Here is a 22,071-nt window from a genome sequence, read left to right on the forward strand (position 1 = left end):
GCCTCACGTGGGGATGACCTGGCGCATGGCCACGTAGAGGTCCATCACCGCCAGCGCCAGCGGCAGGACCGCGGCGATCAGGATGGCCTCCAGCACGTCGACCGTGCGGCGCAGCACCGGGGAGAACCTCTGGTTGGGGAAGATCACGCCGAGCACGAGCGCTCCCGCGCCGACGATCACGAGGGTGCCGAACACGTACAGCAGCCGGTCGCCCGGCGAGGACTGCACCAGCCACCCCAGCAGCACGCCGGCGCCCGCGACCATGCCGCTGGCCAGCAGCGCCACCGCCTGCGCGCCGTTGGCGTAGACGCGGCCGCGCAGCATCAGGACCAGCGTCACCACGATCGCGAGCAGTGGGCCCCAGATGCTGCCGTTGCTCGTCGCGATCACGGCGAACAGAGCGGCGATGCCACCGCAGCCGATGATCATGCCGGTCAGGTACTCGTGCGCGTTGGCCGTGCGCCGCTCGATGACGGAGTACTCCGGAAAACCGGTGTCCTCCTTGAGGTCCTCGGCGCTGCCGGGAACGGTCGGCAGCGGCAGCTTGGCCAGCTGGATCGTCAACCGGGGCAGCGCGGACAGCACGGCGAGCGAGACGGCCGCGGTGGCCGCGGCGATGCCGTGCATCGGGTGGTCGACGAAAATGCCGATGAGGAACGCGAGGCCGCTCAACGCGCCCGCCGTGGCGGCGGCGATGAACACCGTGATGCCGCGGCCGATCAGCATGATCGCGGCCGAGGCGAAGATCAGCACCAGCACGCTGGCCAGCAGCAGGCTCGGCCGGCCCAGCGGGCCCGGCACGATGTAGAGGCCCGCGACGTACGCCATGGGCAGGCCGCCGGCCGCCGCGATCAGCACACCGGTGCCGGTCGCGTTGTAGGCCCGCGCCACGACCGCGCCCGCGGCCAGCGCCGCGATGGCGATCACACCCGCGCAGATCGCCGGCGCCAGGTTGCCGCCGCCCGAGAGCGGACCGGCCATCAGCACCGCGACCGCGGCCGTGATCAGCGCCAACGCGCCCGCGATGTGGCCGTAGCGCCGCGCCGTGTCCTTGGTCCACGGGCGGAAGCTGTCCGGGTCGGACTCGGCGATCGCATCGACCACGTCGTCGTACAGCGGGGGCGGCGGGTTCTCGTTGCGCTTGCGCAGTTGGAGCAGTTCGCCGTCGACCACGCCGAGCGAGGCCAGCGTGCGGCTCGGGTCAAGAGGGCTGTCGCCCAGCTTGGCCAACGCCCACCCGCCGTGCCGCACGCCACCGTCCGGAGTGGCCTCTTTGGCCATGTCCAGCAGCATCGGCAGCAGATCGGCCACTGCGACGTCGGCGGGCAGCGCGACGTCGATACGCGTTCGCGGCGCAACCACCGTCACCCGGCTGAACACCGTCGTACCGGTCGCCACCAGCGCCCCCTAAGTCCTGATGAGTGTGTGCCTGTGGTTCCGCCCCGACCCTATTGGTCCGGTCGGACGTGCTTCGGGCGGCCCCAGTATGGACGCAGCGGGTGCCGTGGCAGGGCGGTTCCGCGCAACACGTTGGTCGCGGATTTAACCGAACCCCCCGTCGTGCGGGGTCGCGATGCGCCATAGTGTCGTTGCGACTGGTGGCGTGCCCACACACGCCAAGGGGTGTTCGATCGATTTGAAGAGGTGCCTGTTAGGTGAGCACGCTGCAGTTCAAGCGCACGGCACGCCTCGCTGCCCCCCGCCCGCCCGGCGGTGAGGTCCACCTCGAACCGCCACCCGAGGTGCCCCGGGTCATCCCCGGCAACATCATGATGAAGGCCTTGCCGGTCGTCATGATCGTGTCTTCGGTCGGGATGATGGCGCTGATGTTCCAGACCAGTCAGCGCAGCCCGGCGGCGATGATCATGCCGGGCATGATGCTGATCTCGACCATCGGCATGATGGCCGGCGGCATGGGCGGCGGCAAGGGCCAGAAGAAGGCCGAGATGAACGAGGACCGCAAGGACTACCTGCGGTACCTGGGCCAGATGCGCGACCGCGCCCGTGAGGCCGCCAACGAGCAGCGCGCCGAGCGCGAGTGGGTCCACCCCGACCCGCAGATGCTGTGGTCCCTGGCCACCACCCGGCGGATGTGGGAACGCCGGCAGAACGACCCCGACTTCTGCCACCTGCGCGCGGGCCGCGGCTCGCAGCGGCTGGCCACCCGGCTCGTGCCGCCGCAGACCGGTCCGGTCGAGGAGCTGGAGCCGATCGCGACGTTGGCGCTGCGCCGGTTCGTGCGCGCCCACTCGCTGGTGCCCGACCTGCCGATCTCCATCGCGCTGCGCGGTTTCGCCGCAGTCGGCCTGCTCGGCGAGATCGACGAGAAGCGCGGCCTGGCCCGCGCCCTGCTGGCCCAGATGGCCACCTTCCACTCGCCGGACGACCTGCTGATCGCGGTCGTCACCACCGGTCGCACCAAGGCCGAGTGGGAGTGGATGAAGTGGCTGCCGCACGTGCAGCACCCGCAGATCGTGGACGGCATCGGCCAGATGCGGATGATGGCGAGCTCGCTGGCCGAGGTCGAGCAGATGCTGGACGAGCAGCTGCGCGACCGGCAGCGGTTCACCCGCAACGCCCCGCCGCCCGCCGACCAGCCGCACATCGTGATCGTGATCGACGACGGCGACGTCACCCGGGAAGAGCAGATCATCCTGGAGGAGGGCCTGGTCGGCGTCACGCTGCTGGACCTGTCCGAGTCGCTGGGCAACCTGACCGCGCGTCGCGGCCTGCGGCTGGTGATCGAGGACGGCAAGCTCGGCGCGCGCAGCGCCAGCGGTGTCGAGTGGTTCGGCGGGCCGGACTGGCTGAGCGTGGTCGAGGCCGAGGCGTTGGCCCGGCGGCTGTCGCCGTACCGGGTGGGCGGCGTGGACGCGGGCGGTACCGACGAGGACCCGCTGTCGATGAGCAACAATCCGCCGCTGCTGGAGTTCCTGGGCATCCCCGGCGACCCGATGACCTTCGACGTGCAGGGCGCGTGGCGGCCCCGGCCGGTGCGCGACCGCTACCGGGTGCCGTTCGGCATCGGCGAGTTCGGTCAGCAGGTCGAGCTGGACATCAAGGAAGCGGCCATGGAGGGCATGGGCCCGCACGGCCTGTGCATCGGCGCGACCGGTTCCGGTAAGTCCGAGTTCCTGCGCACGCTCGTGCTGGGCATGCTGGCGACGCACTCGTCGACCTCGCTCAACATGATCCTGGTCGACTTCAAGGGTGGCGCGACGTTCCTCGGCCTGGACAAGGCGCCGCACGTGGCCGCGACGATCACCAACCTGGCGGGCGACCTGACCCTGGTCGACCGCATGAAGGACGCCATCGCGGGCGAGGTGTCGCGCCGCCAGGAAGTGCTGGCCAAGGGCAACTACAAGAACGTGTGGGACTACGAGAAGGCGCGCGAGAACGGCGCCGACCTCGACCCGCTGCCGGCGTTGTTCATCTGCATCGACGAGTTCTCCGAGATGCTGACCGCGAAGCCGGACTTCATCGACATCTTCCTGCAGATCGGCCGCGTCGGCCGGTCGCTGCAGATGCACATGCTGCTGGCCTCGCAGCGCCTGGAGGAGGGCAAGCTGCGCGGTCTGGACACGTTCCTGTCCTACCGGATCGGTCTGAAGACGTTCTCCGCCGCCGAGTCGCGGGCCGCGATCGGTGTGCCGGACGCCTACGAGCTGCCGCCCATCCCGGGTTCGGGTTACCTGGGCGTGCAGGGCTCGCCGCTGACCCGGTTCAAGGCGCTGTACGTGTCCGGCCCGTACCGGCCAGCCGGGTTGCAGGTCGCGGGCCCGTCCGCGCCGGTGACCAGCGACAAGCGGCCGCGGTACTTCGTGCCGGACTACATCGAGATCCCGAAGGAACCGGTCAAGCCGCTCGAACCGGTCAAGCAGGAGAAGAAGGAAGAGGACAGCAACGAGCCGTCCGAGCTGGAAGTCATCGTCGAGCGCCTGGTCGGGCAGGGCCCGCCGGCGCACGAGGTGTGGCTGCCGCCGTTGAACGAGCCGCCGTCGCTGGACACCCTGCTGCCGCCGTTGCAGGCGACCGAGGATCGCGGGTTGACCGCGCCGGGGTTCTTCTCCAACGGCAAGTTGCAGGTGCCGTTGGGCGTGGTGGACAAGCCGTTCGAGCAGCGGCGCGACCTGTTGTGGGCGGACTTCTCCGGTGCGGCGGGTCACGGTGCGATCGTGGGTGGTCCGCAGTCGGGCAAGTCGATGATGCTGCGTGGTCTGATCACGTCGATGGCGTTGACGCACACGCCGGAGGAAGTGCAGTTCTACTGCCTGGACCTGGGTGGCGGCACGTTGGCGGCGTTGGAGAACCTGCCGCACGTGGGTGGTTTCGCCAGCCGGTTGGACGTGGACAAGGCGCGCCGGATGGTGGCGGAGCTGTCGGGGTTGATCTCGGAGCGGGAGCAGCGGTTCCGGGCGCAGGGCATCGACTCGATGGTGGAGTACCGCAACCGCAAGCGGCGGGGCGAGATCCGGGACGACAACTTCGGTGACGCGTTCCTGATCGTGGACGGTTGGATGAACTTCCGGCAGGAGTTCGAGGCGCTGGAGCCGATGGTGCAGGCGTTGGCGGCGCAGGGTCTGTCCTACGGCGTGCACGTGGTGGTGGCGGCGAACCGGTGGGCGGAGATCCGGCCGGCGATGAAGGACCTGCTGGGCACGCGGTTCGAGCTGCGTCTGGGTGACCCGAGCGAGTCCGAGGTGGACCGGAAGGTCGCGGTGAACATCCCGGCGGGTCGTCCGGGTCGGGGTCTGTCGCCGCAGAAGCTGCACTTTTTGACCGCGTTGCCGCGGATCGACGCGTCGTCGGACGCGGAGAACGTGGCGGCGGGCGTGCAGGACATGATCGCCAAGGTCAACGGGGCGTGGCGGGGCCGGCGTGCGCCGCAGGTCCGGCTGCTGCCCGATCTGCTGCCGTACGGCGACTTCATGGCGCAGGTGCAGCAGATGCGTCCCAATCGGGGTCATCTGGTGCCGATCGGGGTCAACGAGGACGAGCTGGCGCCGGTCTACCTGGACTTCGACGCCGACCCGCACTTCATGGCGCTGGCCGACGGCGAGTCCGGCAAGACCGGCCTGCTGCGCGCCATCGTGCGCGGCATCATGACCAGCTACACGTCCGCTGAAGCGTTGATCATGCTGGTGGATTATCGGCGCACGATGCTCGGTTTCATCGACACCGACCACCTGTTGGCCTACGCGGCGTCGTCGTTGCAGTTGACGGATATGATCAAGGACATCCGGACGTCGATGTACGGCCGGTTGCCCGGCCCGGACGTCACGCAGGAGCAGTTGAAGAACCGCTCCTGGTGGAAGGGCCCGGAGCTGTTCGTGGTCGTGGACGACTACGACCTGGTCGCGCCGCAGGGTGGGCAGAACCCGTTGCAGCCGTTGGCGGAGTTCATCCCGCAGGCGAAGGACGTCGGTCTGCACGTCATCGCGGTGCGCCGGATGGGTGGCGCGTCGCGGGCGATGTACGACCCGATCCTGGGCAAGCTCAAGGAGATCTCGGCGCCGATCATGGTGGGTTCGGGGTCGAAGGAGGAAGGCTCGATCGTGGGCACCCTCAAGGCCTCGCCGCAGCCTCCCGGCCGGGGCACGCTGGTCACCCGCAAGTTGGGCCAGCAGCGCATCCAGGTGGCGTGGATCGATCCGGACTAGGTGGCGTCACGTCGGTGCCCTGCCCGCGCGGGACCTCACCACCCGCGAGCGCCGCTCGCTCGACGGGCCGGTGTGCCCGGCGTTCCGGCCCGCAACGGCAGGCGGCCCGGCCGGGAGAACCGGCCGGGCCGCGTGGTGGTGCGAAGAGCTCAGGCGCCGCGCCGGAACTGCTGGTTGGTGCCGGTGCCGCAGGTGAACTGGACGACCTTGGCGCTGTCCGCGGTCGAGGCGTCCTTGATGTCCAGGCACTTGCCGCTGAGGCGGGAGATCAGGCGCACGTAGCCGCTGCCCGCGTCCTGCAACTGCCACTGCTGGTTGTTCCCGGACCCGCACGGCCACTGGATGATCGGGTTGCCGTCGGCGAGGGAGTTGTTCGCCACGTCCAGGCACTTGCCGCTGTGCTTGGCCATGAGCTGGTGGTAGCCGTTGCCCAGGTCCTTGAACCACCACGCCTGGTTCATGCCGCCGTTGCAGGTGTACTGGGTGAGCTGCACGCCGTTGTCCACGGACCTGCTCGGCACGTCGACGCACTTGCCGCTGTGGCGGGCGGTGACGGTCTGCCACGGGCCGCCGACGCCGGCCACCGAACCGGTGGCGGTGTCGATGGTGATCTGCGGGAACCAGTCCATGGTCATGGTCGTGTTCGTCGGGAACGCCAACGGCAGCCAGACGTACCGCGAGGCGTTGACGTTCTGGTTGAAGGAGTTGCCCCAGCGGTCACCCATGTAGAGGTACGAGGTGCCCGAGGTGCCTTGGACCGGCAGCACGTAGGTGGTCTGCGAGCCGTACGCGGTGGCGTCGCCGACGTCCGCCAGCGCGCTCCACGTCCCCGTGACGCTGGAGGCGGTGGCGTACTTCTGCTGGTTGGGGTTCCAGCCGGTGGCGCCGGAGGTGAGCAGGAAGTACACGCCGTTGCGCTTGAACAACGCCGGGGCCTCGCGGAGCTGGCCCGCCCACAGCAGTTGCACCCGGCTCTCGACGGTCAGGTAGTCGGCGGAGAGCCGGTACACGTGCAGGTCGCGGTTCTCGCGCGCCGCCGAGATCATGTAGCCGGTGCCGTCGTCGTCCCTGAACAGCGTGATGTCGCGGGACATGTGGCCCAGCGGCCGGAAGCTGCCCCGCCAGGAGTAGTCGCCGTCCACGGTGTCGGCCACGGCCACGGCGGCGCGGGCCTCGCTGTAGTCGGCGCCGTTCTCCTTGTGCATCCACATGACGTACTTGCCCGTGGTGCTGTTGAAGACCACCTTGGGGCGCTCGATGTTGGCCACGGCCAACTCCGGGTCGGTGGCCTGGGTGAGCACGTGACGCCGGAACTCCCAGGTCTTCAGGTCGGTGGAGCGGTAGGCGGACACGTACCGGAACGTGTTGTCCTCGTTCCGGTTCTCGCCGAACCAGTAGTAGTAGTTGCCGACCTTGATCACGCCGCCGCCGTGCGCGTGCACCACGGCGCCGGTGGTGTCGGTGAACTGGACGCCGTTGGGGATCGTGACGGTCGCCGCCTGTGCGGTACCCGTCAGGACCGCCTGCGGGAGCAGACTCATCACCAGCGCGAGTATCGGCAGCCAAGCACGACGCATGGGCGTTCCCTTCACTCCGGACTGCCCGCAGCCACAGTGCAGCTCAAAGCAGACCACGAACGAGCAAAAACCTGACTGAATCAAACGCTGGCGCACATAGAACGGCGCGTGACGCCCTCGTGTCAAGGGTGTAACGCAGCCGGTCGCGCCTCTAACGACGGCCGTGTTGGGCTTTGTTTGATTCGTCCGATCACGAATTCGGTTTTTCCGGTCGTGGGTAAACCGCCCGGAAGGCCACGATCACGCCGCCCCACCGGGAAGCCGGCTCCGGCGCAGGGCGAGTTCGGCGAGGACGGTGGCGCCGTCGGGCAGTACGGCGTCGTCGAACTCGGCGAGGGGGGAGTGGTTGTCGGTGGTGCCGTTCCCGGCGCCGAGCAGCACGAACGCGCCGGGGACCTGCTGGAGGACGCGGGAGAAGTCCTCGCCGCCGGGGAGCGGGTTGGCCAGGTGGCGGAAGCGTGGCTCACCGAGGACGTCGGTGATCGTGTCGGCGACGAACGTCGTCTCCTGCGGGTCGTTGACGGTCATCGGGTAGCCGTCGATGTAGGTCACCTCGGCGTGCAGGCCGTGGGCCTGGGCGATCGACCGGGTCAGGGTGATCGCGGCGTCCTTGATCCTGGCCTTGGCCCGCGCGGAGAACGACCGCAGGGTGGCTTCGAACCGCGCGGTGTCGGGGATGACGTTGCGGCGGCTGCCGGCGTGGAACGAACCCACGGTCAGGACCACCGGGTCGAAGATGTCGGACTGGCGCGTGACCAGGGTCTGCAGTGCCGTGACGATCTCGCAGGCCACCGGGATCGGGTCCTTCGCGCGGTGTGGCCTGGCGCCGTGCCCGCCGGAGCCGACGACGGTCACCTCCAGCCCGTCGGAGGCGGCCATCGTCGTGCCGGGGCGGGCGGTGAACATCCCGTGCGGCACGGCGGCGCTGAACACGTGTAACGCGTAGGCGGCGGTCGGTTTCGGGCCGGCGGCGTCCAGCACACCCTCGGCGATCATCTTGGCCGAGCCGTCCCACCCCTCCTCGCCGGGCTGGAACATGAAGATGACGTCGCCGGTCAACTCGTCCCGCCGACCGGCGAGCAGGTGTGCGGCGCCGACCAGCATGGCGGTGTGCATGTCGTGTCCGCACGCGTGCATCGCACCGTCCACACGGGACGCGTAGTCGAGGCCGGTGCGTTCCTGCACGGGTAGGGCGTCCATGTCGGCGCGCAGCAGCACCGGCGGCCCCGGCCGCGTGCCGCGCAGCACGCCCGTCACGGAGGTCAGCGCGTCCCCGAGCGTCAACTCCAGCGGCAACCCGTCGAGCGCGGCGAGCACTTTCTCCTGCGTGCGCGGCAAGTCCAGGCCGATCTCGGGCTCGGCGTGCAGGCGTCGGCGCAACTGGACCAGGTCGTCCCGCAACGCGACGGCGTCCTCGTGGACCGGCATGGGTCTCTCCTCGACTTGGTGGCTGGGGTACTTGCCGAAGGATCACTTCGAGTGTCACTCTCAGGGCTAAAATTGCTGGAATTGCTCACCAAGGTGGCTATCTGTGCAGGATTCGCTCACACCTGACGAGACCGACCTCAGGCTCGTCCACGCACTGCAAGCCGCACCGCGTGCGACGTGGCACGAGGTCGGGCGGTCGCTCGACATCGACCCGGCCACCGCCGCACGGCGTTGGCAAGGGCTCACCGACGCCGGGTTCGCGCGGGTCACCGCCTATCCCGACGTGCGGCTGTGGGCCAAGGACCACTGCAACGCGTTCATCGAGCTGGACATCGAGCCGAACGCCCGCGAGCACGCGGTCGAGGCGCTGTCGCGGCTGCCGCAGATCGTCTCGATCTCGATCATCAGCAGTGGCCGGGACCTGTTCCTGACCGTCCTGACCCCTGATCTGGCGACGCTGTCCCAGGTCGTGCTGCACCGGCTCCAACGGCTCCCCGGCGTGCGCCGGACGCGCACCCACACCGTCACCACGGTCTACGGCGAGGGCAACCACTGGCGGCTCGGCGCGCTCGAACCCCAGCGGCGCGGGCAACTCGCCGCGCAACCCCAACCGTCCGGGAGCCGTGCCGTCTGGAAGGACCACCACCGGGAGGTGCTGCGCGCGTTGGACGACGGACGCAGGCCCGCGGCCGAGATCGCGGCCCGCACGGGGAAGAGCGGGTCCACGGTTCGGCGCTGGCTCAACGAGATGGTCGACGGCCGACTGCTGTCCCTGCGCTGCGAGGTCGCCCAGCCGATCACGGGGTGGCCGATCGCCACGACGTTCTGGGCCCGCGTGCCACCCGACGAGCTCGACCGCACCGCGACCAGGCTGACCGAACTGCCGGAAGTCCGGCTGTGCGCGGCCGTCACCGGGGCGGACAACCTGGTGATGACGCTGTGGCTGCGGTCGCTCGGCGACATCCAACGCTTGGAGGTGGAACTTGCCAGACGACTGCCCGCACTGACCCTCACCGACCGCGCCGTGACCCTGCGTGCGGTGAAACGGATGGGGTGCCTGCTCGATGAAACCGGCCTCATCACCGACGTGGTGCCGATCGACCCGTGGGCGTCCTCCTGACCCGCTGTGCCATCGCCGTGAGCGAACCCGTCGGCGAGCGCTTGATGATCACGCGTAGGGTTCTCCGGCATGCGCGTTCTGTTTGCCAGCCTGGCTTCGGTGGGTCACACCTACCCGCTGATCCCGCTCGCGATCGCCGCCCGGGACGCCGGGCACGAGGTGCATTTCGCGGCCGGCGAGGGCGTGCACGCGCCACTGGCCGCGAACGGACTGCGGCCGTTCCGGCCCGCGGATTCGTTCTACGAGCTGTACGCCGAGGACCTGGAACCCGAACTGGTACGGCTCCAGCCCGACCTCGTGGTGCACGAGTGGGGACTGCCGGGGGCGGCCGTCGCCGCGGCCCGCGCCGGAATTCCGGGTATGTGGCACGGTTTCGGCCGCATGATCCCCGAAGGCATCGGCCTCGAACTGCCCACGAAGAACGCCGAAGCCCCCGGACGGCCGCACATCGACATCTGCCCGCCGTCCATGCAGGACAAGGACTTCATCGCCACCGAAGACCGGATCGAACTGCGCCCCGTCCCGTACTCCGAACCGGCGGCACTGCCCACTTGGGACAGTCGGCCCACGTCACAGCCACTGATCTACCTCACGCTCGGCACCGCGTTCGGCACCCCCGAACTGCTCATCACGGCCATCGAGGGCCTGTCGACGCTGGACGCCCACGTGGTTGTCGCCACCGGCCGCGTACGCTTGGACGAACTCGGCGACGTGCCGCACAACGTCACCGTGCGGACCTGGGTGCCGCAGTCTGACCTGCTGCCGCACGCCGACGTGGTCGTCCACCACGGCGGCAGCGGCACCACCCTCGGAGCGCTCGCCGTCGGCGTCCCACAGCTGATCCTGCCGCAGGGCGCCGACCAGTTCGCCAACCCCGACGCCGTCACCGCCGCAGGGGCAGGGCTGAGCATCCTCCCCGGCGAACTGAGCGCGGACGCCATCGCCGAGCACGTGCGGGCCCTGTCGCCCCGCCACGGACCCTCCGACCACCGCGACGCGGCCCGCGCGATCGCCGAGGAGATCGCCCGCATGCCCTCCCCGGACGAGGTCGCCCGCCGGTTGCCGGACTACGCCAAGTGCGGATGAGCCATCGAACCGAGTGCACCTGAAGGCCGGTGACCAAGCCTGACGGCGTTGGATTCCGGATGGGCGAGAAGCGCTAGCCGAGGTTGCCGACGTTCAGGTGCGGCACCACCAGAGCGGCTGCCGCCGCACGGCTGCGGGCGCCGGTGCGGTCGAAGATGTGTTCCATGTGCTTGCGCACGGTGCTGACGGAGATGAACAGTTCCCGCGCGATATCCGCGTTGCTGCGCCCCTGAGCGGCCAGCTGGAGGACTTGCAGTTCCCGGTCGCTCAGTCGGGGAACGCCGTTCAGCCGGCGTTGCGCATCGAGGTAGACCTCGTACAGGTGCGGACGGAGCAGCTGGACCACCAGGCGGTCGCGCTCGCTGAAGTCCGGGCCGCTGTCGCGGTCCAGCAGAATGCGCCGGGTGCGGCCGGGTGCGGCCGGCAGCGTAGCCACCATGCGGTGCGTCGGGCCGTGGCCGCCCCACACCTCGGCGAAGAATGGTGTGTTGTGCAATTCGGCAGGTGAATAGAAGTCCGAGTGCAGGACGATCCGTCTGAGATCGCCGGTGCGTTCGGCGTAACTGCACGGCAGGAAATCGTGGTGGAACCGCCAGTACGGGTGGTCGGTTTCCTGGTCGTTGTCGAGAGCCAGCGAGCGCTCGTGGCCTTCGAGGAACTGCTCGGTGAGGAACACCTTGTGGGGCACGTCGAACTCGGTGAAGCCCACGGCGTCACAGTGGATGAGGTCGAGCAACCCGTCCAGCACGGCCCACGGCATCGCCCGGTTCGGGTCGTCGCGGCGTCCGTCTTCGATGACCGTCACGAGGCGGCGCAGGTCCCAGTCGGAGAGAGTTTCGGCCATCACCCACCTCCGCGGCCAACGCTACGCCGCCCGGTGATGCACGGGATTCTGATCATGCGGATGAGTGAAGTGAGCGCACGGAAATACGCCTGAAGGCGAATACCGGGCTGTGCCGGCTGACGCGCACGCTGCCGCCATGACGAACACTTCAGAAGGCTTGACCTACCCCAGCACCCGGGTGATCGCGGTGCTCGCCGCACTCGCCCTCACGTTGACGACCGCGGCGTGCCAGGACTCCGACTCGTCCACGACGGGCACGACCGTGCAGGACGTGCCGTCGGCGACCCTCACAGTTCCGGGAAGACCGTCCGACCACGTGACGAATATGACGGGCATCGACCTCGCCGAAGAACAAGTGGCGGGAATCGAAGACCGCTGCCGTGAGGATGCCAGTGTGCCGGCCACCGGGGAAACCTGCCTCGGTCCGCTCGTCGCGGCTGCCCTGGCCGGGCGCCCGGGGTCGTGCCCCACGAAACCCGCGATCTGCGTCTTCCTCGGCTACGCGTCCGGCGACACCACTGCCGGTGTCCTCAAGCTGGTCGACAGCCGACCCGGAAGCCCCGTCTGCGGCGACGGCAAGGTCACCGTCTGCCGGGGCGTCGTCGTGGACGCCGAAGTCATCGCTCCGCTTGTCGGAACCCCGACCACCAAGCCGACGACGAAAGCACCCCACCTCAAGCCGGAACGCCCACCCCGCCCGGTTCGGTGACGACGAAACCCACGCGGGCCGGCGGGCCGGATCGACAAGCATCCCGACTGCAGGCTCGGTCACTACTGTATGTGATGGGATTGTCACCTAAAGCATGCATGACGGTTCGCCACCTGCGGGAATCGGGGGTTCCATCAAACGGACGTGTGCGACACGGCCGGAGTTCACCTGACTGAAACCATCAAGACGCCCGGTTTGTTCTACAGTCTCGCCATCCTGAACGAGATTGATCCTTTCATCGGTACGGCCCCGACCTCACTGCCAGCGGCGCAGGGTCTGGCGGCCACTTGGTGGTGGCCGAAAGCGCAGATCGGCAACACCCACCCGGGGGCGACATCGCCGCTGGGCATGGTGTCCGCCTGCGCCTACTCGGGCGCCTACCCGACCGGGTACGGCATCTACACGAAGAACACCGAGGGCCTGCCGGAGGAGATGTTCGACCGGCCGCAGGCCTCCGGGTTCACGCACTTCCAGCAGTCCGGCACCGGCGCGATCCGCAAGTACTACAACTACGTGCGGGTGACCCCGATGGTGCAGCCGCTGGACACCCTCGGCCAGGCCTGGCCGCTGCACGACGAGGTCGCCGAAGCCGGGTACTACGCGGCCACCCTCGACACCGGGGTCCGGTGCGAGATCACGGTCGGCGCGAAGGTCGCGATCCACCGGTACACGTTCCCGGAGCACCGCAGCGCCCGCGTCGTGGTGGACCTGTCCTGCGGTGGGCTGGCCATCGACCACGGCCGCACGGTGCCGCTGCGGGCGCACGTGGAGAGCATCGGCAACGGTCGCGCGCAGGGCACGGTCGTCGTGGAGGGTGTGCCGCTGTCGGTGCACATCGAGGTGGACACCCCCGGCTGGCGGCAGATGCTCTGGCACGACCGCCGGCTGATCGAGGGCGGCACCCGGCTGGACTTCGACCGCATCCGGCAGACCACCCTGCGCCCGTTCGGGCTGCTCTTCCTCGGGCCGACCAGGGCCGGGCAGAGCGTCGAGGTGCGGATCGGGTTCTCCCTGCGCGGCCCCGAGCAGGCCCGGGAGAACCTCTACCGCGAGTGCGGCGAGGGCCCGCCCGGCTTCGACACCGTCCTGGAGCAGACCAAGGAGCGGTGGCGCGACCACGTCGACCGGATCGAGGTCGAGGGCGGGTCGCCCGCCCGGCGGCAGGTGTTCGGCACGGCCCTGTACCACTCGCTGATCAAACCGTGCTTCGCCGACGACGAGAGCCCGTTCTGGCCCACGTCCGGGCCGTTCGCCTTCGACGTCTGCACGATGTGGGACATCTACAAGACCCAGCTGCCGCTGTTGGAGGCGATCGTCCCGGACCGGGCGGTCGACCTGCTGGAGTCGCTGATCAGGGTGTGCGAGGAGGAGGGCAACTTCCCGATCGGGTACCGGATGGCACGGGGCGCGGACCGGTTCTTCCGCCAGGCCAGCGCGTTGGTGCACACCGCGTTGGCCGACGTGCACGCCCTGGGCCTGGGCGACCTGGACTGGAACTGGGCGCTCGTGCACATGGAGGCAGACCTGCGCCGGATGTACGGCGAGGACTTCTACGAGCAGGGCGTCGTGCACCCGATCTCGCACACCCTCGACCTCGCCTACGCCTACCACTGCACCTCCGGCGTCGCACGGGCGCTGAACGACCGCCAGCTCGCCGACGACCTCGCCAAGCGCAGTCTGCTGTGGTCCAACGCGTTCGACCCGGCCACCGGCCTGCTGCACGACTCGTCGTTCTACGAGGGCGGCAAGTGGAACTACTCCTTCCGGCTGCTGCACGACATGGCCGGCCGGATCGCGCTGGCGGGTGGTGACGACGCGTTCGTCGCCATGCTGGACGCGTTCTTCGGCTACGGCGCGCCGCCGGTGGTGCAGCCCGGCAGGCTGCCCGATCCGGTGGAGATGGCGGTCGGCTACTCGTTGAACCGGTTCGAAGGCCTCAACAACGAGCCGGACATGGAAGCGCCCTGGTCCTACCACTACGCGGGCCGGCCCGACCGCACGGCCGAGATCGTGCACGCGGCGCTGACCTACCAGTTCGGCACCGGCCCCGGCGGGCTGCCGGGCAACGACGACTCCGGTGGGCTGAGTTCCTGGTACGTGTGGGCCTCGCTCGGGCTGTTCCCGATCGCCGGGCAGAACCTGTTCCTGGTCAACGCGCCCGCCTTCGAACGCGCCACGGTCCACATCCAGGACCGGGACTTCGTCATCGAGACCAGCGGCCACCGCGAGACGCCCATCAGTTCCGACGGGCTGGAGCGGGTGCCGCCGCCGCAGTACGTGCAGTCCGCCCGGTTGAACGGGAAGCCGCTGGACGTGGCGCACCTGCGCGCGTCCGACATCCACGCGGGCGGCACGCTGCACCTCGAACTAGGTCCGGAGCCCTCGGAGTGGGGTCGCAAGATCCGGCCGCCGTCCTTGTCCGACCCATCCGCGACGGGAACCCGCACATGAGCAGGCCGAACCGCCGCCTCGTCATCGTGGTCCGAGCCGATCCGGTGATCTGCGGGCACTCAGGTGAGGCGCGCAACCTCGCCGAGGTCGCATTGACCCGCGGCTTCGACGACGTGCGCCTGTTGACCTGGCCCATCCCCGCCCTCCAGGCGGCCGGGCTGCCGTTGAAACCGCTCGACCGGATCACGCCCTACAGCGAGGGCATCACGGTGGAGCGGCCCGAACCGGTCGGCGACTACCGGGTGCCCGACGGCCGGTACATGGCCGGGCTCACCGGCCGCCTGGTGGAGCTGCTGGCCGAGCAGGTGCCGACCACGTGCCTGTCGATGTACCTCGCGCCGCACACCGCGGTGGTGGGGGAGGCCGTCACGGCGGCGCGTGCGGCCGGGTACCGGCCCGACGTCGTCACCATGGCGAAGGCGGTGGGCTCGGACGTCACCAACGTGATCCGCAACTGCCTGCTCGAAGGCCGGTTCGGCGCGGCCGTGGTCCTGTTCACCACGTTCCTGGCCAACGACCGGGTGCTCGCGGTGTCGGAGTACACCCGGCAGGAGATCATCGCCTCCGCCGAGCAGGTCGACGCGCGCTGCGGCACCCGGCTCGCCGAGGAGTGCCGGCGCCGGGTGGAGGTCAGCTACCCGCCGATCGACACCGCCGCGTACCTGGACCTCGACCCGGTGCAGGTGGACGCCGCGCTCGCGCGGCGGGGCCTGGAACGCGACGGTTACGTGCTGTTCCTGTCACGGGTGGCGCGCGCCAAGGGCATCTACGACCTGGTGACGGCGTTCGCCCGGTCCAAGGCGCGGTCGCGGGTGAAGCTGGTCGTGGCCGGGAACGGTCCGGCCCTGGAGGACGTCCGGGCGCTCACGCGGGACGACGACCGGATCGTGTTCCTGAGCGATGTGGACGACGAGGAGAAGCCGCTGCTGATGCGCGGCTGCGCCGCCTACGCGCTGCCGACCAAGCCCGAGCCGGATTTCGTGGAGACCTTCGGCATCGCGCTGACCGAGAAGATGCTCGCGGGCGGTGGTCCGGTGATCACCACGACCACGGGCGGGACCGGCGAGGCGGTCGGCGACACCGCGATCATCGTGGAGGCCGGGGACGTCGACGGCATCGCCGCCGCGATCGACCGGGTGGTGCTGGAGATGTCGCCCGAGGAACGTGAGCTCATGGAGGGCCGGGCGCGCGCCCACGCCTTGTCGTTCGACCGGGCGAGGGTGTTCGACGACCTGTTCGAGACGCCCCCGCCGCCCGTCGCCATGCCCGCGCTGGACCTGCACAGCGCTCGCGCCGCCCAAGGCTGAGACCGGTGCGGCACGCCGTCCGACCTCGACGGCGTGCCGCACCGTGCCGCGATCACCCCGGTGCGGGGATCTCGGAGACGTGGGCGCTCACGATGCGCCAGCCCTCCGGCAGCCGCACCCACATCTGGCTCTGCCGTCCGATCAACGGCCGATCCGGGTAGTGGAACAGGGTGGTGACCGACGCGGTGTCGGCGCCGAACGTGGTGACCGTGGTGCCGGTGCGCACCCGACCGGGCAGGGGACCCTGGCCCGCCCGTCACGCCCGGATCTCCGCGCCACCCCGTTGGAGGTCCGCGATGCCGAACCGCACGGCCTCCGCACCCGACCAGAACAGTTCGTCCAGGACCGCGTGATCACCGGCGACGAGCGCGGCCTCGTAGCGCTCGAACACCTCCCACACCTCGGCGACCACGGCCGGGTCGTCCACCACCACCGCGGTGTCCGGGGCGCTCACTCGGCCACCACAACCACCACTCCCCGATAGGTCGGCTTCACCCATCGCAATGACGGCGCCGCCCGTAACCTGGCGCGCGGTCGAGGATCGCGGATGCCGGCGCGGGCAACCCGGACCGGCCGGCGTTACGTCTCCGAGGTGGTGTGACTCCGCCGCGCCACCCACCTTCGGAAGGGCAGAAGACGATGAAGCTCCGGTGATCGACGGTCGCGCTCGCCACGGCGGCGCTGTTAGCCCTGTCCGCGTGCGCGAGTGCGCCCTACGAGGGCACCGCGCCCGTGGGCTCCGCCGAGCTGACCACCGGATCGACGCCGGTGAGCACTCCTCCGACGAAGGCCCCCGTGGACAACCAGTCGCCGGCCCAGCCGAGGACCGGTCCCGTGCAAGCCGACGTCGGCGTCGCCTACCCGTTCGACCTGCTCGTCCACTGCGGCCTGGTGTACGCCGTCTTCGCCGGCCGGGCGTGGAAGGTCGAGCAGCCGGTCACGGACCCGCCCGGGGAACCGCTCGCCCGCGGCAGCGTCAACTACCTGCCGGGCTCCATGCGGCTCACGTCCGCCGATCGACTCGCGTTCACCGTCGATACCGGCAGCAGTGTGCTTCCCGGTGCCACCGTGACGTTCCTGCCGACCGCCGAAGAACGGCCACTGTGTCACTGAAAGCCGGTTCCGACCATGTCGGATCACCGGATCGGATGTCGCGCGTTCGCTGACGGAGCACACCGGGCCGGCCGGACCTACTCTCGTCGGGCCGAGCTACGACGAGGTGCCGGAGGCCGCGCATGGCGCTCTACCTGACCCGGTTCAGCTACACGCCCGAAACGTGGGCGAGGCTGGCGCGGAAGCCGGAGGACCGACGCGACGCGGCCCGCGCGTACATCGAGGCGGTGGGCGGGAATCTCCAGGGCTTCTGGTACGCGTTCGGCGAGTACGACGCCTACACCGTGTGGGAGGCGCCGGACAACGTGTCGATGGCAGCCGTCGGGGTAGCGATCGCGGGCGGCGGCGCGCTCAGCAAGTACGAGACCACCGTGCTGCTCACGGTCGAGGAGGCGATGGACGCGATGCGGCGCTCGAACGACATCCAGTACAGCCCGCCCGGGGCCTGACGGCGGCATTCCTCGACCGCGGGACTGCGGCTTCAACCGGAACAGCCGCATCACCTCTGCGACGCGGTTGGGGTCTGGTATTCCTCGGCGGTGACGTGGTCGCCCCACTCGGACTCGGGACCCTCCTCGCCCGCGTAGCGACCGATCCCGCGACCGACCAAGTCTGACGGCGGCCGACGCGAGTTTGAACCGGCGGGTTGCGGCTACACCTTGGCCATGCCGATTACCGAGGTACTCCGGCGGGTCAGCGCCGCCTACTCCGCCGGCGAGCGGCGCCCGTTGCGGGGGTACTTGGCGACTCTCTGCTCGTACGGCGCGCTGGTCGTCGGCGCCACCGCGGTCGGCCGGCGCGCCGGTGTGCGGTTGCCCGATCGGGTGTCCGTGAGGGATGCGCTGCTCCTGTCGCTGGCCACCCACAAGGCCAGCCGGCTGCTGACGAAGGGCGCGGTGACCAGCGTGCTGCGCGCGCCGTTCGCCCGGTACGACGAGCCGGCCGGTGCGGCGGAGGTCAACGAGTCGGTGCGCGGCGACGGTGCCCGGCACGCGGTGGGCGAGTTGGTGACGTGTCCGTTCTGCTCGGGTGTGTGGATCGCCAGCGCGTTCACGGCGGGGCTGGTGTTCGCGCCGCGGGTCACCCGGCTGGCCGCGACCACGCTGTCCGCCGTCGCGGTGTCGGATTGGCTGCACTTGCTGGACAGCAGGCTCAAGCACGACGTCCTCGACCACTGAAGCCGCTGGTAGTAGGGGGGTCGTGTGGCGGTAGTCGAGTTCATCACCGCGGGTGGCGCGGAGAACCTGTTGCCGGCACGCACGCAGATGGCGCTGTCACTGGGGCGGCACATCATCTTCGCGTGCTTCGGCATCGCTTTCCCGGCGATCGTGGTGTTCACGGAGTGGCGCGGGCACCGGCGGGCCGATCCTGAGCTGACCGGGCTCGCGCTCGTGCTGCTGCTGACCCCGCCGGTACGTGCCGGCCAGGCTGGTGTCCGCGCTCGCCGTGACCACGATCCTGGTGGGGTGGGCGGTCGCGCAGTACCCGTACGTGCTGCTACCCGGTCTCACGGTCGAACAGGCCGCGCGGGGTCACTCGACGCTCATGGCGCTGCTGATCGCCCTCGTCGCCGGCGCGGTCGTGCTCATTCCCGCTTTGGTCTACCTCTACACGCTGTTCCAACGTCCACCGGTCGTCGGCGACCGCGGCGCAGAATCTCGCTGACACTGCAATCTTGACAGTGTCAGATCCGGCGGGCACTGTTGGTGGGGTGAGCGACGAGCTGTGGACCATCGAACAGCTCCCGGACCGGGTCGCCGCGTTGCTGGCCGACAACTACGACGGCCAGCGCAGCGGCCGGGTGCGGGAGCTGCCCAACGGCCGCGCCATCCGGTGGTACACGACCATCGGCCTGGTGGACCGGCCGGCCGCGCACCGGGGGCGCACCGCCCTGTACGGGCGGCGTCACCTGCTGCAGATCGTCGCGGTCAAGAAGCTGCAGGCGGCCGGGCGCACGCTCGCCGAGATCCAGTCCATGACGGTCGGTGCCTCCGACCGCAGGCTCACCGAACTGGCCGGGTTGGACGGGGCGCCCGGGCTGCCGGACAACGACGCACCACCGCCGCCACCCCGGAGCGGGGAGTTCTGGCGCGACCGGGCGCTGCCGGCGGTCGAACCGACCGTGCCGGACCGTGTCGTACCGGACCGTGCCGCCGCGCCGAAGATCGTCCCGAGCCTGCGCCTCGGTGACAGTGTCACAGTCGTGCTCGACACCGCCGATCGCATCCCCGACGCCACCGAGCTGGCCGCCATCGAAGCCGCTGCGGCGCCCCTGCTGGACCTGCTCGTCCGCCTGGGACTGGCGCCGACCACTGGAGAGGACAACGGATGAGCACTCGCGTCGAGGTCATCGAGCCCACGGGGGAAGTCACCCGGCCCACCGAGGACGACGGGCTGGGCTGCCTGCGCACCGAGCGCGGCAACCTGCCGCTGGAGGCGGTGGACGTGCACGCGGCGATCACCGGCCTGGCTTCGCGGACCACCATCACCCAGACGTTCCACAACCCGCACGAGGACCCGCTCGAAGCCACCTACGTCTTCCCGCTGCCCGCCCGGTCGGCGGTCACGGCACTGCGCATGGAGGCCGCCGACCGCGTGGTCGAGGGCGTGCTGAAGGAACGCGCCGAGGCGCGAGCCGACTACGACCAGGCGATCGCGGCCGGTAGACGTGCCGCCATCGCGGAGGAGGAACGGCCCGGCGTGTTCACCACGCGCGTCGGCAACGTCATGCCGGGGGAGCGGGTCACCGTGCGCCTGACCCTGGCCGGGGTGCTCGCCTACGAGGACGACGCGGCCACGTTCCGGCTTCCGCTGGTGGTCGCGCCCCGCTACATCCCCGGCACGCCGCTGCCCGGCGGCCAGGTCGGCGACGGCGTCGCCGCGGACACCGACGTGGTGCCCGACGCCTCGCGCATCAGCCCGCCGGTGCTGCTGCCCGGCTTCCCCAACCCGGTCCGGCTGTCGCTGGCGGTCGACGTGGACACGGCGGGACTGCCGCCCGCCACGCCGTCGGCCACCCTGCACGCCACCGTCACCGAGGAGACCGCGACCGGGTTCCGCGTCCGCGTCGAGCCCGGCGCGCGCGTGGACCGCGACTTCCTGCTGCGCCTGCGGTTCGCCGACGACGACGTGGTCCGCACGTCGCTGGCGGTGCGCCCGGACGACGACGCGCAGGCCGGCACGTTCGCGCTGACCGTGCTGCCGCCGCGGGCCGTCGAACCCGCACGGGGCCGTGACGTCGTGCTCGTGCTGGACCGCTCCGGTTCGATGAACGGCTGGAAGATGGTGGCCGCCCGGCGTGCGGCCAGTCGCATCGTCGACTCGCTCCACACCCACGACCGGTTCGCCGTACTCGCGTTCGACAACCGGGTGGACACCCCTGCCGCGCTGCCCGCCGGCCTGGTCGAGGCGACCGACCGCAACCGGTACCGCGCGGTGGAGTTCCTGGCGGAGCTGTCCGCGCGCGGTGGGACGGAGATGCTCGCGCCGCTGCGCCGCGCGGCCGACCTGCTCGGTGGCGACGGTGATCGGGAGCGCGTGCTGGTGCTGGTGACCGACGGCCAGGTGGGCGACGAGGACCGGTTGCTGCGTGAGTTGGCGACCGGGTTGGCCGGCGTGCGCGTGCACACCGTCGGCATCGACCGCGCGGTCAACGAGGCGTTCCTCCAGCGGCTCGCCGGGCCGACCGGGCGGTGTGAGCTGGTGGAGTCCGAGGACCGGCTGGACGAGGCCATGCGGCGGATCCACGGCCGGATCGGCGCGCCTGTGCTGACCGGGCTGGGAGTGCAGTCCGCCGGTCTGGCCGTGGTGGCCGACTCCCTGGCCCCGTCCCCGCTGCCCGACGTGTTCACCGGTGTCCCGGTCGTGGTCACCGGCCGCTTCACCGGCGCGCCCGCCGGCGCGGTGGACCTGGTGGGCGACGGTGGGTGGCGGCACCGGGTGGACGCCGTCGCGAGTGACAACCCGAGCCTGACCGCGTTGTGGGCCAGGGCCCGTATCCGGGACCTGGAGGACCGGTACGTCGTGGGCTCCGGCGACCCGGGGGCGCTGGAACGGCGCATCGTGGAGACGTCGCTGGAGTTCGGCGTGCTGTCTCGGTTCACCGCGTTCGTGGCCGTCGACGAACGGGTGGTCAACGAGTCCGGCCACGTGCACCGGGTCACCCAACCGGTGGAGGCCCCCGAAGGCTGGGCCGGCCTGCCCTCAGCCGGCACGTTCCAGGCGGCCGGTGGTGGCTACGCCGGTGGTGGTTACGGAGCCCCACCCCGGATGTCGCCCATGCCCGCCGCACCTGCCGCCGCCGCGCCCGCCGCACCGGCCTCCGCCGCCATGTCCGCCCCTGCGGGTCGCCTCCGGCGGACGCGCAGGTCGGCGCCCGCCGGTCGACCCGAGGCGACCGGGGCGCGGGAACAACCGCCCGTGGACCTGGACGGGTTCCTCACCAGGGAACTGGCCGCGCTGCGCGCGGTGGACGCGGACGACCCGGAGCACCGCGCCGCCGCGCTGACCGCGCTGACCGGGCTGTGCGACCGGATCACCCGCCACCGCGCGGCTTGGCGGGCGGCGGGCGAGCCCGCGGAGACCCTCCGGGCACTCGACGAACTGGTCGCCCGGCTGGCCACGCCCACCACCGACCCCTCGGAGGTCGAACGTCGACTGCGGCTCGCGATCACCACCTTGGAATCGCTGACCGCGCCGCGCAAGCGCCCGTTCTGGAAGCGGTGATCGGTGCGCTCGCCCTCGCCAGTGCCTGCCTGGACCTCGCTGTTCGAGGAC

At 70.4% G+C, this 22,071-nt stretch carries 16 protein-coding genes and 1 pseudogene; 12 read left to right on the forward strand and 5 right to left on the reverse strand.

Annotated features, from left to right (window positions below; all coding sequences use genetic code 11):
• Positions 1-3: 3 nt before the first annotated feature.
• The gene (gene eccD, locus ALI22I_RS42010) at positions 4-1,398 is read right to left on the reverse strand and encodes a type VII secretion integral membrane protein EccD (protein WP_077011060.1); all 1,395 of its coding nucleotides are present in this window, start codon (positions 1,396-1,398) and stop codon (positions 4-6) included.
• 257 nt (positions 1,399-1,655) lie between these two features.
• Here eccD and eccCa point away from each other — a divergent pair, with 257 nt between their 5' ends.
• Positions 1,656-5,660 (forward strand): type VII secretion protein EccCa, encoded by a 4,005-nt coding sequence (gene eccCa, locus ALI22I_RS42015; protein ID WP_077011061.1) that lies wholly within the window; start codon positions 1,656-1,658, stop codon positions 5,658-5,660.
• A gap of 149 nt (positions 5,661-5,809) precedes the next feature.
• Here the strand turns inward: eccCa and ALI22I_RS42020 are convergent, their stop codons facing one another.
• Complete coding sequence (locus ALI22I_RS42020; RefSeq protein ID WP_077011062.1) at positions 5,810-7,237, reverse strand: RICIN domain-containing protein; 1,428 nt, start codon at positions 7,235-7,237, stop codon at positions 5,810-5,812.
• Between the two features lie 240 nt (positions 7,238-7,477).
• Positions 7,478-8,665: a M20 metallopeptidase family protein gene (locus ALI22I_RS42025; RefSeq protein WP_077011063.1), complete on the reverse strand. Its 1,188-nt coding sequence runs from the start codon at positions 8,663-8,665 to the stop codon at positions 7,478-7,480.
• Positions 8,666-8,768: 103 nt separating this feature from the next.
• Here ALI22I_RS42025 and ALI22I_RS42030 point away from each other — a divergent pair, with 103 nt between their 5' ends.
• Together ALI22I_RS42030 and ALI22I_RS42035 are read left to right on the forward strand one after the other, a co-directional pair.
• Positions 8,769-9,785, forward strand: a complete 1,017-nt coding sequence (locus ALI22I_RS42030) for an Lrp/AsnC family transcriptional regulator (RefSeq protein ID WP_077011064.1) — start codon at positions 8,769-8,771, stop codon at positions 9,783-9,785.
• 69 nt (positions 9,786-9,854) lie between these two features.
• A complete protein-coding gene (locus ALI22I_RS42035; protein ID WP_077011065.1) occupies positions 9,855-10,871 on the forward strand; it encodes a glycosyltransferase in 1,017 nt (338 codons plus the stop codon).
• 73 nt (positions 10,872-10,944) lie between these two features.
• Here ALI22I_RS42035 and ALI22I_RS54910 read toward each other — a convergent pair whose 3' ends face one another.
• Entirely contained in the window at positions 10,945-11,715 is a 771-nt protein-coding gene (locus ALI22I_RS54910; protein ID WP_077011066.1) for a helix-turn-helix transcriptional regulator, read from the reverse strand.
• Positions 11,716-11,851: 136 nt separating this feature from the next.
• Between ALI22I_RS54910 and ALI22I_RS42045 the strand changes: the two genes are divergently transcribed.
• From ALI22I_RS42045 to ALI22I_RS42055, 3 genes are all read left to right on the forward strand, one after another.
• On the forward strand, positions 11,852-12,424 hold the full coding sequence (locus tag ALI22I_RS42045; protein ID WP_143532698.1) for a hypothetical protein: 573 nt from the start codon (positions 11,852-11,854) through the stop codon (positions 12,422-12,424).
• Positions 12,425-12,568: 144 nt separating this feature from the next.
• A complete protein-coding gene (locus ALI22I_RS42050) occupies positions 12,569-14,875 on the forward strand; it encodes a GH92 family glycosyl hydrolase (protein WP_238598813.1) in 2,307 nt (768 codons plus the stop codon).
• On the forward strand, positions 14,872-16,182 hold the full coding sequence (locus ALI22I_RS42055; RefSeq protein WP_077011068.1) for a glycosyltransferase: 1,311 nt from the start codon (positions 14,872-14,874) through the stop codon (positions 16,180-16,182). The genes ALI22I_RS42050 and ALI22I_RS42055 overlap by 4 nt, the downstream gene beginning before the upstream one ends.
• A 52-nt stretch (positions 16,183-16,234) precedes the next feature.
• On the opposite strand, the pseudogene ALI22I_RS42060 reads toward ALI22I_RS42055, so the two are convergent.
• Positions 16,235-16,681: pseudogene (locus ALI22I_RS42060) on the reverse strand (AtzH-like domain-containing protein).
• Positions 16,682-17,016: 335 nt separating this feature from the next.
• Here ALI22I_RS42060 and ALI22I_RS42065 point away from each other — a divergent pair.
• The 6 genes from ALI22I_RS42065 to ALI22I_RS42090 all read left to right on the forward strand — a co-directional run bounded on the left by ALI22I_RS42065 (position 17,017) and on the right by ALI22I_RS42090 (position 22,020).
• Positions 17,017-17,295, forward strand: a complete 279-nt coding sequence (locus ALI22I_RS42065) for a hypothetical protein (RefSeq protein ID WP_179118527.1) — start codon at positions 17,017-17,019, stop codon at positions 17,293-17,295.
• A gap of 122 nt (positions 17,296-17,417) precedes the next feature.
• Positions 17,418-17,744: a GYD domain-containing protein gene (locus ALI22I_RS42070; protein ID WP_077011070.1), complete on the forward strand. Its 327-nt coding sequence runs from the start codon at positions 17,418-17,420 to the stop codon at positions 17,742-17,744.
• A gap of 216 nt (positions 17,745-17,960) precedes the next feature.
• Positions 17,961-18,473 carry a DUF1360 domain-containing protein gene (locus tag ALI22I_RS42075; RefSeq protein ID WP_077011071.1) on the forward strand — a complete coding sequence of 171 codons (513 nt, stop codon included), beginning with the start codon at positions 17,961-17,963 and terminating at the stop codon, positions 18,471-18,473.
• Between the two features lie 238 nt (positions 18,474-18,711).
• A complete protein-coding gene (locus ALI22I_RS42080) occupies positions 18,712-18,960 on the forward strand; it encodes a cytochrome d ubiquinol oxidase subunit II (RefSeq protein ID WP_077011072.1) in 249 nt (82 codons plus the stop codon).
• 46 nt (positions 18,961-19,006) lie between these two features.
• A complete protein-coding gene (locus tag ALI22I_RS42085) occupies positions 19,007-19,627 on the forward strand; it encodes a MerR family transcriptional regulator (protein ID WP_077011073.1) in 621 nt (206 codons plus the stop codon).
• Positions 19,624-22,020 (forward strand): VIT domain-containing protein, encoded by a 2,397-nt coding sequence (locus ALI22I_RS42090; RefSeq protein ID WP_077011074.1) that lies wholly within the window; start codon positions 19,624-19,626, stop codon positions 22,018-22,020. Before ALI22I_RS42085 ends, ALI22I_RS42090 begins: the two co-directional genes overlap by 4 nt.
• The last annotated feature ends 51 nt before the right edge of the window (positions 22,021-22,071 follow it).

It is taken from the genome of Saccharothrix sp. ALI-22-I (genome assembly GCF_001984175.1).
Lineage (GTDB): Bacteria > Actinomycetota > Actinomycetes > Mycobacteriales > Pseudonocardiaceae > Actinosynnema.